The sequence below is a fragment of the Clostridium thailandense genome, assembly GCF_019207025.1.
Taxonomy (GTDB): domain Bacteria; phylum Bacillota; class Clostridia; order Clostridiales; family Clostridiaceae; genus Clostridium_AM; species Clostridium_AM thailandense.
Map to the genome: position 1 here is coordinate 1 of NZ_JAEEGC010000027.1, position 12,982 is coordinate 12,982.

Here is a 12,982-nt window from a genome sequence, read left to right on the forward strand (position 1 = left end):
CTAAGTGCGACAGCCCCATTATGTCAATTTGTATAAAATTGATGATATTTTTAAAACTCATATTGATTTACAATATAAAAAAGATGTGAATTATCAATGGCACGCTAAAGCTCAAAAGTCTTTGTTGAAACATTTTTGCAAAATTCACTGTCATGCTCCACAAATAATAAGGTTGGTGAATATTCAAGCAATAAATGTTCTATTTGCATACGAGAGATAACATCAATAAAATTAAGCGGTTCATCCCAAATATGCAAATGAACTTTCTCGCAAAGACTTTTTGCAATCAATACTTTTTTCTTTTGACCGCCGCTAAAAGATGACATATCCTTTTCAAATTGAATTCTTGAAAAACCAAGTTTTCTTAAAATTGCTTTAAAAAGACTTTCATCAATATTGTTTTCAAAAGCGTAGTCAGTTAAGTTACCCTTAAGATGCGATGTATCCTGTGATACGTAGGATATTTTAAGCTCATTTCCTTTTCTAAAAATGCCAGTATAGTATATATCCTCGCCACAGATAAGCTTAATAATGCTTGACTTTCCTGATCCGTTTTTACCTTTAAGTGCAATTCGGTCACCTTGTTCAATACTAAAGTCAACATCTTTGCAAACCATAGTGTCACCGTAAAAGATTGAAACATTCTCAAGTTCCACAAGCTTATTTTTATGATAAGCAAGCTCAAAAATCTTCAAACTTTCGGAACCTTCAATATTTTTAAGAAGCTTAGACTTTTCTTCAATAGCTGCCTGCTGTCTGTTTTCGATTGACTTGGAACGTTTCATCATTTTAGCAGCCTTATGCCCAACATAGCCTTTATCCAGTTTGGATCCAGAGTTTGTTGTTCCTTTTTTTGATTTTTCTACTTCATGTGACCAATTGGTTGTTCGTTTGGTAGACTCCGATAGACGATTAATATCTCTTCTAAGCTTTTCGTTTTCGGCCAGTTCAAAGCCATCCTGCCTTTTTTTATTTTCCCACCAGCTGGAAAAGTTACCTTTTTGTATTTCTATATTTGTCTTATTTATTGAAATAATATGGTCAACACAATTGTCTAAAAAAGACCTATCATGTGAAATCAGAATAAATCCTTTCTTTTTCCTCAGGTAATTACTGAGTTTTTTTCTAGCTTCAGCATCTAAATGATTGGTAGGCTCATCAATAAGCAGAAATGAATTCTCCTTTAAAAATATAGCAGCTAGCAATGCTTTGGTCTGTTCTCCTTTTGATAGTGTATAAAACTGTCTATATAAAACATAATCATCTATATTCAATAACGATAATTCTTTTATTATTTCCCAATCCATTGAATTCGGACTGATTTCCCTTATAATATCTATGGTGAAATTTTCTTGTTCCTGCGCCTCATAAGGAAAGTATTCAAAAGTTACATTAGCAGAAATCTTTCCAGTATACTCATATTTTCCAAGTAAAAGATTCAGAAAGGTAGTTTTTCCTCGTCCATTTCTTCCGGTAAAACCTAATTTCCAATCAGTATCAATTTGAAAACTTACATTTTCAAAGATATTATCATAACTTCCTTCATAAGCGAAGGTTAGATTTGTAACATTTATTAAAGACATATTTTTGTCCTCCTTTGTGATTAATAGTACAAATAACAAAGTCGGAACAATAGGCGACTGGTATTACTCCATATAAATGTCGCCTGCAGTATCCGGCTCTATATGGAGATTATCATGTGTCAGCAAAGTATCTTTATTATCCATAATATTATCTATCCTCCCTATTCTCATCATTTATAAAAAGCAAGAGCTGCAAGAAACTATTATCCTCACAGCTCATAAATATACGTAGTTTAGCTAATCATTATAGCTTAACACAATAGTATACATTAAGAGAAAAAAGAACAAATTTCTTGCATAAGCACAACAAAATAAACAGAACAAATCAGTTTATCTTTCTATACATATTGCACTTTAAAAATTAGCAAGAAAATTTAATCATCATTTCACCTCAAATTTTAAATTCATTGATATTGTATCACTATGCATTGAAAAAATCAACAACAACAGATACTAAGTTTACTATGCCCCCCTAAAAAATAAACCACTCACCGTAAATATATATAGAAAAACATGATACATATTTTATGAGGGGGAAAAAATATGAAAAAGATAGCATTATTTGTAGCAGCTGCAGCTGTATCATTAAGTGTAGGAGGAAAGGCACTAGCAGATACCAATACTATATCATTTACAGATAAAGCAGGAATAACTCCTGACAACGTTTTATTGTATCCTATTGATAAAGCTATAGATAATATAAGGATTAACTTAACATTTGCAGACGATAAAAAAGCACAAGTTCTAATAGATGTGGCAAAAGAAAGACTTGGAGAAAGTGAAGTAATGGCTGATAAAGGCAAGACAGATCTTTCAATTCAAGCTATGAATTCTTACAATGATAAAATGGCAGAATCTCAGAGTAACATAGAAAATGCAATTGACAATACTACTACTAACACTACTACTGACAGCACTGCAAAGTCAGATAATTTAAATGCAGTGGAAACTACAATAGAGAATGCTCAAACAAATTCTATTGAGGTTTTAAAGAATATAGAAAAAAAGCTTTCTGGAAATGCAGACAAGAAAGAAAGCTGCAATAGAAGCAGTTATCAAAACGAGACAAGAAGCAGCTCAATATGTAACCGCGGTTAAAGATGCTAAAAAAGCTCTTGAAAAGGCTCAAAAATTTGGCGACACGCAGGCTATACAAACTTCCGAAAATACTCTAAAACAAGCTCAAGATGCTTTAAATACTGAAAATCAAAAACTAAGTCAGTCAATTGAGGCTAAGAAAGAGGCCATAAAAGGTGGAGTTGGTCAGCTTAAGAAACAATCTAGACAAGCTGGAAATAACCAAACTAATAGTACTGCAAACTCTACAGGTACTACTACCCAAACAGATAACAGCACAGCACCTGTAACTACAACACCAACATCTACAAATACAAGCACTGCAACTAATACTTCTAGTACTGCAACTGACAATACTACTGTTACAAATAACACTAATACTGATACCATTGTATATAAAAATAAAGGACAGGAAATGAAGGCTCAGAAAGCTAATTCCGCATCACATGGAAGTAACTCTAAAGACCAGTAAATATAACAATCTTTACAATTTAACTACCAATACGGAAATATCCATTAGTATAGACACCCACGGCCGACTCTTAACATCCTCATATATTGAATTTTATGTTAACTATGGTATAATGACATAATGTATTGGGGGTGTTTTTATGAAGGTCTATGATACATTCAGCTATAAATCAGCTTGCTCCTCGCAAAGACTACAACAAAGTCAGCTATGCTTTGTTTGGAGCCTAAGCTGTTAAATTAGCTGAAATGCGCACATGTTTTAGGCTCTGCGACACATAGCCTTTTTTGTATTCTTTGTTTTGATACTTTCATAAAAGTGGAGGAGTAAGGAAATGAACTATGTAAAGGCACAAGATGTGTTACCAGAGGAAATTCTTAAAATAATACAAGAATATGTAGACGGAAAATATCTTTATGTACCCAGAAAAAATGAAAATCATAAAGCCTGGGGAGAAAAGAGTGGTATAAAGAACAGTCTTAAGGCGAGAAATAATGAGATTTATAAAAAGTACATTAATGGAGCTACTATTAATATACTAACTCAAGAGTATTACCTGTCAGACAAGAGTATAAGAAGAATAATAGGTCAACAAAGACTCATGTGCTCACAATCATTACAGAATTATTCATTAGATTGAATGCTTATTTTAAACCATGTTATACTTTCATTGAGGAAATCCAATGAAAGTTATCATATATCTAATTTAAAACAAGATTCAAAAGTAAAATGATTGTGAGTATATGTTACGTTTTAAATCAGGATGATTATTGTTACTTTAAGTTGGAGTAACAATAATCTTCTTTTTGTTTGTGATCTTAATATAAAATGAAACTGGAAGTAACGTCATATTTATTTACATGAATACTGAAAAATAGTACATGATAGAAAAGAGGTGCTTGATTTTATGAAGGCTTTTATGAAAAAGCATGAGTATAATTATATAAGAAAGTGTTTAGATGATTTAAACAATGCTTTTAAAGGTTGTGTAGATATTAATATTATTGAAGCTACTAAAGCATATATACAAGAGAAAATATTATATATTTTTACTAATTTATCTGAAGAAGAAAAAGAACTACTTAATATTAATAAAATAACTGATTCATCTCACCTTGATAGATATTTAGCTGAATTGAATCAATATGTATATGGTATGCCAAACATTACAAATGCACAAATTAGTAGATTGTTTAAAAAGGAAAAGAAGCTTAAATTACCAAACCTAAATGCACAGGATTCAAAAAATGTATATCTAGGCTGGATTGATAAATCCACTAGAAAATTATTTGTAACTTACAATATGAATGATAAGCTTATAGGTATGGCATGTAGAATTACAAATCATGTTTCTAATAATTCCCATAGATGCGTGCTTTGCAATCGTATAGGTGGTGAAAATGAAGTAGCCTTTGTTTCACCTATCTGTAAAACATCTAATACTGCGGAAGGTGCTTATAGGTCAATAGGCTTTGATATGTGTTTAGATAGCGAGAAGTGTAATGAGCGAATTGCATCTATCGAAATGCTTGAAAAACTTTTAAAGGATGTTAATAATATAAAATGATGGGAGTATGCATATTCAGACCATATTGAAAGATGAAAAAATCAAGAAATAAGTACAATTGAGATTTCCGAGCCTAAAGCGCCTTATATTATGCTTTAGGCTGTTATCTATTATACAGTTTTTCTTTTTGTATATAGTTTTAATTTATTCTCTTATGTTCTCCTCAATATAATGCTATTCTGCGTAAAAAGAAACACCGTCTGTCTCATAGCACTTGATATTACCATCAAAACGTTCTTCAGGTCTTCCACTAACTTTGTTCTCCATCACCTTACCTGCTGCCACATAAAGCAAATTAACTGTATTTGCTTCCACCGAAAGTACATTATGCGATGCGTATACAGTATCAAACTCCTTTAATCTACTTTGCAACTTCTTCATACTTGCACGATAAGAATGGAAATTGCGACCATTTCCAAACATAAATATGCTTCCAATCTGTATACTATCTCCGCCTATCAAAAAACGTTTCTCTTTTTCAAGCAGTGCAATGCTTCCGGGAGTATGACCTGGCAAGAGTATAACCTCAAAGCGATAGCTTCCAAGATCAATAATATCACCTTCCCAAACTGACTCCATTGGTACTGTCTTTTCATTCTTGCTCTTATAATAATCAAATTCACATGGGTGCATAAAACGTCTCTCAAACTGCCCTGCAGCTCCTACATGGTCACCATCTGCATGTGTAAAAATTACTGTTACCGGGAGCTTCGTAATTTCTTCTACATACTTTTTTAAATTGATATCACCAATTCCCGTATCGATAAGTAACGCTTCCTTATCGCCCTCAATCAAAAAACTGCGGACAAATCCCAGTTCTATACTATAAAAACCTTCTCTAATCTTATTTGTTGTGTAATTTGACATATGTATCTCCCCTAACTCTTCTCTATTATTGTTTACCACACTTGTCCTTTAAAATTACATACACTATATCATCCGTTTACTCATCATTTTACTTTTTTTGTTTAAAAATGCATAATAGGCATTTCTATAAATATGCCCAATCAAGCCTTCCATAAGCGCGAAATAAAAATTCATATAATCATAATAAACATTATACTTTATTGTCACTTATTATTTCAAATCTATTTTAACTAAACCTTCGGCTCTTTCATTAGATATCTATGCCAATACGACATAAAAACACTAATCTAAAATACCTACTTTAATTCTGAATTATCCCTTTAAATACATAACTTACAAGCTTTTTTATAAAATCCTCATCAACCACATCCCCTGTTATTAACAGTCTATAGAATAGTGGTCCAAAAATTAAATCTATAATTAATTCTATATCTAGATCTTCCTTTAGTTCTCCTCTTGAAATTCCACGTTCTAAAATATATCGCGAATCAAGTCGGCGAGGTCTAAAATATATTGTGCGATATGTTTTAGCTAGCTTTTGATCATATTGACCTTCTGCTATTATCTCATTAATTACTCTACCCTCTCGACTAACTAAAAATTTTGATAAATTATTCACTTGAATTATCATATCATTAATAGTTGACCCTGTATCCGGTATTGGAAGCCTCACAACAGCAGCATCAAAAAAACCATCCATAATAACAGCAGCTTTGTTGGGCCACCATTTATAAATAGTAGCTTTACTAACTCCAGCTTTTTTAGCAATTTTTTCAATTGTAACCGTCCCAAAACCTTTTTCAAGCAATAACTCGTATGCAGCTGTAAGGATAGCTTTTTTAGTTTTCTCACTTCGTGGACGTCCTAATTTTTTCTCCATCTATAATTACCTCCATTTATAATCAATTCAAAATAATACACTTAATAAACTATACGTGTATTATACTATATATTTTTTTATTTTAAAAACAAAAACTATTTACAATACTAAACGTTTAGTATATTATATATTTATAAACTAACCGTTCAGTTTTTATTTTTAATTACTATACATATTATTATAATTTAAAGGAGTGTTTTATAAATGTATCAATCTAATAGTACCATTATAAAGACAAATTCAATTTTAACTAATGTAGAGGTTAAACCCGTATTGAGTAATTTATTAATTTTCGTCATGGCCATAGCCTGTGGACTTACTGTCGCAAATTTATATTATATTCAGCCATTACTAGCTGATATAGCAAAAACATTTCATGTTAATCAATTAAGCATAGGTTTTGCAGCTATGCTTACACAAATAGGCTATGCATTCGGTATGATATTTATTTTGCCTTTAGCCGACATAAAAGAAAAAAGGAAATTAATAATGATAATGCTTTTATGTTCAATAATTTCACTCATGAGTATGTTTTTTTCTTCCAATATATTTGCTATAACAATTTCTTCTTTTGCAGTTGGATTTACTTCCATTATTCCACAACTTATTATTCCTTTAGCAGCTCAGTTATCGAATCCAACGCAAAGAGGACAAACAATTGGGACAATTATGAGTGGTTTATTAATTGGAATATTACTTTCCCGCACAGTCAGCGGAATCTTAGGTGAATCCTTTGGTTGGAGGACGGTTTATCTTATTGCTGCAATTATGATGCTTGCTCTCATGATTATTCTCAGAAAGTTAATACCCTTATGTAAACCTGTCACTGATATTAAATATACCGAATTATTAAAATCAATGATATATTTGATAAAAACTGAACCTGTTTTAAGAGAAGCCTCTATTAATGGTGCTTTAATGTTTTCAGCCTTTAGTGCATTTTGGACATCCCTTATCTTTCTACTTGAGAGTCCTCATTACAATATGGGAGCTGAAGCAGCGGGCTTATTTGGATTAGTTGGTATTAGTGGTGCTCTTGCTGCACCACTAGTTGGAAAAGTTGCTGATAGGAGAGGTTCAAGATTTGCTATAGGTATATGTATAATTGTAGTTATTCTTTCTTATTTATTTTTCTTTATATTTGGCTTTAAAATTTGGGGACTTATTTTAGGAATTATTCTTCTTGATTTAGGAGTTCAATCCTGCAATGTATCTAATCAAGCGAGGGTCCATTCTTTAAATGAAAAAACTCGTAATAGGCTTAACACTATTTATATGGTCAGCTTTTTCCTTGGAGGAGCATTAGGATCCTTCTTAGGTTCCTATAGTTATTCCCACTTTGGATGGTATGGAGTTTGTATCTTCGGAATGACTACTCAAATTATAGCAATTATTTTTCATAGTTCAGGAAAAAAATTATAAGCCATGAACTAAGAATTGTGCCATTTAAAAAAGACTATACAAATATCAATATAATTGATATTATAATATTAAATAAAATAATTTTATATTTTCACAAATCAGTGTCGAGTTAACCACTTTGAATATACTCATTCAAAGTGGTTTTTTATTTTTTTAGGAGGTTTTTATAAATGAACACATTACTTTTAAAAAATGTTGAAACTGTAGTAACATTTAATGACAGAGAAGAAATCTTAGAAAATGTAGACATATTAATAGAAGGCCCAAAAATCACCTCAATAGGTAAAGAGCTGAACATACCTGATAATACAAAAATAATAGATTGCACTGGCCTTATAGCTTTACCTGGATTTGTAAATACTCATCACCATTTATATCAAACCCTATTTAGAGGCATAAAAGAAGTCCAAGAACAGCCACTTTTTCCATGGCTTATTGGATTGTATGAATTTTGGAAAAATATAACTCCTGATGCAGTATATTATGGTGCTTTAGTAGGCTTCAGTGAACTACTAAGAACTGGATGCACTCTAACCTCAGATCACCACTATGTTTTCCCACACAATCAGCCTCAAACTTTAATAGACGATGAAATCAGAGCAGCAAATCAAATAGGAATTCGTTTTACTGCTACAAGAGGTTCCATGTCTTTAGGCAGGGATCAAGGTGGACTTCCTCCAATGACAGTTGTTCAAGAAGAATATAAAATATTAGAAGATAGTGATAGACTTATAAGCAAGTACCATGAAATAAATGATTTTGCAATGACAAGAATTGCACTAGCACCTTGCTCACCATTTTCAGTTACAAAAAAGTTAATGCTTGAAACTAAAGATTTAGCCAGGAAAAGAGGAGTTATGATGCATACTCATCTTGCAGAAACACTGGATGAGGAGAGATTTTGCATTGAAAAGTATGGAAGAAGACCTTTTGAACTTATGGAAGAACTTGAATGGGTTGGTCCTGATGTTTGGTACGCACATGGTATATATTTTAGTGATGCAGAAATAGATAGATTAAACGGATCCGGCATTGCACACTGCCCTTCCTCTAATATGAAGCTAAACAGCGGAATCTGTAGAACTTCTGAAATCGTTCAAAAAGGCGGAAAAATAAGTATAGCTGTAGACGGAAGTGCTAGTAATGATGGATCTAATATGTGGGAAGAAGTTAGACGTGCCTACCTGCTAAATCATTTAAAGTATGGAACAGAAGGACTTAATGCTTATGAAATATTAAAAGTTGCAACAAGAGGTGGCGCAGATGTGCTTGGAAGATCCGATACTGGAAGGCTAGATGCTGAAAAAGCTGCAGATATAATATTATTTGATCTTAGTGGGGTTGAATATGCAGGCTGTCATGATCCACTTGTTTCATTAGTATGTCTTGGAAACTCAAGCTATACAAAAATGACCATTGTTAACGGAAAGATAGTTTCAATAGATGGCAAGCTTACTACTATGGATACTAATGAAATAGGAAAGACTGCTCATAAAATTGCTCAGGATATAGTTAAATATGAAAGAGAAAATAAAAAATAAATTATAGAGTAAGAAATTTGCTCTATGTATGTAAATTGGATATAGTACGGATAAGTCCAGTTCACTTTATACAATAATAAAAGGTGGCGGAATCATTTCAATGTTAAAGATATCTTTAGTTACACTTGTAGAATCTGCATTTGCGAGTATTGTCGAAGAAACCAAAATGTTAAATTTAATGAATAAAACGGAAGAAAGCTGCCAGATTGCAGTTTCCTCCGTTTATATATTTCTTAGGCGCTTAACCCTATTACTCAAAGGATGCAGTTAAATTATATCCGCCAGAACTTTTTCCATAAAACTTTATATTTAATTATTCTTTATTTTGCTCCAGTAGTAGTAACTCCTTTTAAATCGTATAGCTGTTCAGAATTTCCTCCTCCAAAGCCTTGGAAATTGGAACTTGAATCCTTCCATTCGCTTTCTGAAATAACTTTACCCTTTGACTTAACCCAGTTCATAATTTCATTGTTACCACCTTGACCACCTACCATAACATATCTTACTTCACCTTTATTCACTAATTCCTTAAATTGACTTAGTGTAATTGCATTATCAGTTCCAAAGAACCCTGAGGTCATTACGGCTTCACCAGTTTTAATTATTATATCTGAAGCATAACCATTAGTAGATTGCGTCACAAGGATATATTTTTCATTTGTTTTATTTTTTTGTAAAAATTCTATCAACTTTGAATTACTGCTGTTCGAAGAGCTTGTACCCGATCCACCCATTTGTTTGTTAGTCATTAATGACAAGCTAGCAGATGGGAAACTTCCAGACATCTTGCAAAACACAGCAGTACTTGACCAAACTGCAGGTGCTGCTAAAAGTCCTGTAAGTGCAGTAGCTAATATTATTTTCTTTAACTTTACATTTTTATTTTTTAGTAAATTAGCAACAATCAGTATAGCTGAAGATGCAAAGCATAAAACTGACATTATTATCATTATAATCTTTGCCACATTTGATGTACTATAGTAATAAGATATCAGAAGCATTTGAACTAATCCATCTGCAATAATTGCTACTGGTAAGATCCATGATTTCCATCCGCTTTCTTTATAAAACTCCCACATTGATACAACTCCAATTCCTGTTAAAGCTGCAATTGGTGCAGAAAGCATAGTTAAATAGTATGGATGAAACAATCCTGTTGTGAAACTAAAGTATATAAATTCAGGAAGCATCCATGTAAACCATAGTGCCAGGGATATTTTTCTTTTATTATCAGCAGATTTTTGTATTTTTTCTTTTATACCCGCTGCTATGAATCCAAATATCGCAAGCGGAAAAAACCAAATTATTTGATCTGATAAACTATTATTGGAGAATAATCTTGTAATACTTGATTTTTCCTGCCCTCCAAAAGTTCCTCCACCTTGGCCTCCGCCATTACCTCCTTGTCCTGAGCCACCACTAGGAGGTGTACCTTGACCTTGTCCCGAACCTCCTCCATTAGGAGGTGCGCCCTGTCCTGAACCATTATTACCATTAGGCGCTCCACTCGGCATTCCTTGTCCAGAAGTATTACCAGAAGAACTTTGTGTGCTATTGTCTTGAACAGATTGTACTTTCGTTGTGCTAGTTGTACTAGAAGTAGTATTGTCTTGATTTTGTGATTTCTGCCCTTTGCTGTTTTGTCCTGGATCATTAGCACCTGAATTGCCACTCGAGCTTGATGTACTACTAATGCCAAGCCTTTCCAAGCCATTATGTTGAACTATTAGTTGTATAACTGAATTGCTTCCACTACTCCCTACATAAGGCCTATTAGCAGCAGGTATTAAATCTACAGCTACAGCCCAAGAGAATGATATTGCTAGAAGAATAACTGTCCCTGCAATAAGATGCACTATTCTCTTTTTTATAGAAACTGTATTAAAAAGAAGATAAGTTATATATAAAGCTGGTGCTATCATATATGCCTGCAGCATCTTTATATTAAAGCCAACTCCTACAAGTGCTAAACTTATTAAAAGATATTTTAATTTTCCTTTTTCAGCTGCTATAGAAAGTGCTGAGCATGCTAAAAGTAATGTTAAAACAAGCAAGTTATCACAAGTATTATTTCTGCTTACTGCAACAAAAACTGGTGTAACTGCAAGACATAATGCCGAAATTAGACCTGCAGCAGCTCCAAAGGATCTTTTTACAACACGATATATAACCCAAACTGAAATCACTCCTGCAATAGCCTGTGGAAGAATTATACTCCATCCACTATATCCAAATATCTTGGCGGATATAGTTTGTATCCAAAAGCCTAGCGGTGGTTTATCAATAGATACAAACCCTGCAGGATCAAAGGATACAAAGAAGAAATTTTTGAGGCTCATGGTCATACTCTTTACACCTGCAGCATAATATTCATTTCCATATCCTTCTATATTTAAATTTACCAAATTCAACACAGAAGATATTATTAAAATTATTACCAATCCAAAAGTTTCTTTTGTAAATTTTATCTTTCTCATTTTATTACCCAACCTTTTCTACTTACTGAAGTTTCTCATCAACATTTACTCTACTAACAAGCTTTATATTTTTTATCTAATCTCCCATAATTTATTGTGCTATCAATTATATAAATAGGTCTTCCTTTACTTTCATCAAAGATTCTTCCGATATATTGACCCATTATTCCGATACTCCCAAGCATAATACCAAACATCATAATTGTAGTTGACATTATTAATCCAAGATTTAATATTTCAGTTTTTCTAATTAGGCTTTTTACAATACCAGCAAACATTGAAATCATTCCTACTAAAAAGGTTGAGCCTCCAAAATATCCTGCAAATACAAGTGGTTTGTATGATAGTGCTGTTATGCCATCGAAAGCTAATTTTATCATTTTTTTCAAAGGATATTTTGTATCACCAGCAAATCTCTCTTGTCTTTCAAATTCCACAGAGGTTTGCTTATATCCAACCCAGCTAACAAGTCCTCTTACATATCTATTCTTTTCTGAAAGAGAAACTAATGCATCACACACTTTCCGATCTATAAGTCTAAAATCACCTGTATCTACAGGAATATCTACACTTGTCATACTCTTTAATAACCTGTAATACATCTTTGATGTAAATTTTTTAAAAAATGTTTCTCCCTCTCTCTTTGTTCTCTTTCCATATACAACTTCATAGCCTTCTTTCCATTTTTCAATCATTTTTAGGATAACTTCCGGAGGGTCTTGAAGATCTGCATCTATTACAACAACAGCATCTCCACTAGCTAAATCCATTCCTGCAGTTATTGCTGCTTGATGACCGAAATTTCGTGAAAAATTAATGAGTTTTACGTTCTCATCATTTCTACATATCATTTCTGCTATTTCTCTTGTTTTATCTTTGCTTCCATCATTTACAAATATAATTTCATAACTTTCCCTAGTACTATCCATAATCTTTTTTAATCTTCTATAACTTTCACATGTAACAAGCTCTTCATTATATAAAGGAACTACTATTGAATACACTATACCATTACGCATTTACGCCACCTCATTTTATTCATATTTTTTATATCTATTCTCAAAGTTGTTTTTCAATATTTAGCTTATGTATGTATCTT

At 32.4% G+C, this 12,982-nt stretch carries 11 protein-coding genes; 6 read left to right on the forward strand and 5 right to left on the reverse strand.

Annotated elements, in window-relative coordinates:
• Positions 1–104 precede the first annotated feature (104 nt).
• Positions 105–1,583 carry an Lsa family ABC-F type ribosomal protection protein gene (locus tag I6U48_RS06675; protein ID WP_218319639.1) on the reverse strand — a complete coding sequence of 493 codons (1,479 nt, stop codon included), beginning with the start codon at positions 1,581–1,583 and terminating at the stop codon, positions 105–107.
• A gap of 543 nt (positions 1,584–2,126) precedes the next feature.
• Here I6U48_RS06675 and I6U48_RS06680 point away from each other — a divergent pair.
• The 4 genes from I6U48_RS06680 (at position 2,127) to I6U48_RS06695 (ending at position 4,696) form a co-directional block, all read left to right on the forward strand.
• Positions 2,127–2,681 (forward strand): DUF5667 domain-containing protein, encoded by a 555-nt coding sequence (locus I6U48_RS06680; protein ID WP_218319640.1) that lies wholly within the window; start codon positions 2,127–2,129, stop codon positions 2,679–2,681.
• A complete protein-coding gene (locus I6U48_RS06685) occupies positions 2,602–3,132 on the forward strand; it encodes a hypothetical protein (protein WP_218319641.1) in 531 nt (176 codons plus the stop codon). Before I6U48_RS06680 ends, I6U48_RS06685 begins: the two co-directional genes overlap by 80 nt.
• A gap of 331 nt (positions 3,133–3,463) precedes the next feature.
• The gene (locus I6U48_RS06690) at positions 3,464–3,769 is read left to right on the forward strand and encodes a CD3324 family protein (RefSeq protein WP_218319642.1); all 306 of its coding nucleotides are present in this window, start codon (positions 3,464–3,466) and stop codon (positions 3,767–3,769) included.
• 267 nt (positions 3,770–4,036) lie between these two features.
• Complete coding sequence (locus I6U48_RS06695) at positions 4,037–4,696, forward strand: FusB/FusC family EF-G-binding protein (protein WP_218319643.1); 660 nt, start codon at positions 4,037–4,039, stop codon at positions 4,694–4,696.
• Positions 4,697–4,870: 174 nt separating this feature from the next.
• Here the strand turns inward: I6U48_RS06695 and I6U48_RS06700 are convergent, their stop codons facing one another.
• The gene (locus I6U48_RS06700) at positions 4,871–5,563 is read right to left on the reverse strand and encodes an MBL fold metallo-hydrolase (protein ID WP_218319644.1); all 693 of its coding nucleotides are present in this window, start codon (positions 5,561–5,563) and stop codon (positions 4,871–4,873) included.
• A gap of 301 nt (positions 5,564–5,864) precedes the next feature.
• Positions 5,865–6,443, reverse strand: a complete 579-nt coding sequence (locus I6U48_RS06705; protein ID WP_218319645.1) for a TetR/AcrR family transcriptional regulator — start codon at positions 6,441–6,443, stop codon at positions 5,865–5,867.
• Positions 6,444–6,647: 204 nt separating this feature from the next.
• On the opposite strand from I6U48_RS06705, the gene I6U48_RS06710 reads away from it, so the two are divergent.
• Together I6U48_RS06710 and I6U48_RS06715 are read left to right on the forward strand one after the other, a co-directional pair.
• Positions 6,648–7,865 (forward strand): MFS transporter, encoded by a 1,218-nt coding sequence (locus tag I6U48_RS06710; RefSeq protein ID WP_218319646.1) that lies wholly within the window; start codon positions 6,648–6,650, stop codon positions 7,863–7,865.
• A gap of 170 nt (positions 7,866–8,035) precedes the next feature.
• On the forward strand, positions 8,036–9,406 hold the full coding sequence (locus I6U48_RS06715; protein WP_218319647.1) for an 8-oxoguanine deaminase: 1,371 nt from the start codon (positions 8,036–8,038) through the stop codon (positions 9,404–9,406).
• A gap of 320 nt (positions 9,407–9,726) precedes the next feature.
• Here the strand turns inward: I6U48_RS06715 and I6U48_RS06720 are convergent, their stop codons facing one another.
• Entirely contained in the window at positions 9,727–11,883 is a 2,157-nt protein-coding gene (locus I6U48_RS06720) for a glycosyltransferase family 39 protein (RefSeq protein ID WP_218319648.1), read from the reverse strand.
• 53 nt (positions 11,884–11,936) lie between these two features.
• The gene (locus I6U48_RS06725; RefSeq protein ID WP_218319649.1) at positions 11,937–12,902 is read right to left on the reverse strand and encodes a glycosyltransferase family 2 protein; all 966 of its coding nucleotides are present in this window, start codon (positions 12,900–12,902) and stop codon (positions 11,937–11,939) included.
• Positions 12,903–12,982 lie beyond the last annotated feature (80 nt).

Coding starts and splice junctions, on each gene's coding strand:
- I6U48_RS06675 (WP_218319639.1), bottom strand. CDS start 1,583: ATGTCTTTAATAAATGTTACAAATCTAACCTTCGCTTATGAAGGAAGT.
- I6U48_RS06680 (WP_218319640.1), top strand. CDS start 2,127: ATGAAAAAGATAGCATTATTTGTAGCAGCTGCAGCTGTATCATTAAGT.
- I6U48_RS06685 (WP_218319641.1), top strand. CDS start 2,602: ATGCAGACAAGAAAGAAAGCTGCAATAGAAGCAGTTATCAAAACGAGA.
- I6U48_RS06690 (WP_218319642.1), top strand. CDS start 3,464: ATGAACTATGTAAAGGCACAAGATGTGTTACCAGAGGAAATTCTTAAA.
- I6U48_RS06695 (WP_218319643.1), top strand. CDS start 4,037: ATGAAGGCTTTTATGAAAAAGCATGAGTATAATTATATAAGAAAGTGT.
- I6U48_RS06700 (WP_218319644.1), bottom strand. CDS start 5,563: ATGTCAAATTACACAACAAATAAGATTAGAGAAGGTTTTTATAGTATA.
- I6U48_RS06705 (WP_218319645.1), bottom strand. CDS start 6,443: ATGGAGAAAAAATTAGGACGTCCACGAAGTGAGAAAACTAAAAAAGCT.
- I6U48_RS06710 (WP_218319646.1), top strand. CDS start 6,648: ATGTATCAATCTAATAGTACCATTATAAAGACAAATTCAATTTTAACT.
- I6U48_RS06715 (WP_218319647.1), top strand. CDS start 8,036: ATGAACACATTACTTTTAAAAAATGTTGAAACTGTAGTAACATTTAAT.
- I6U48_RS06720 (WP_218319648.1), bottom strand. CDS start 11,883: ATGAGAAAGATAAAATTTACAAAAGAAACTTTTGGATTGGTAATAATT.
- I6U48_RS06725 (WP_218319649.1), bottom strand. CDS start 12,902: ATGCGTAATGGTATAGTGTATTCAATAGTAGTTCCTTTATATAATGAA.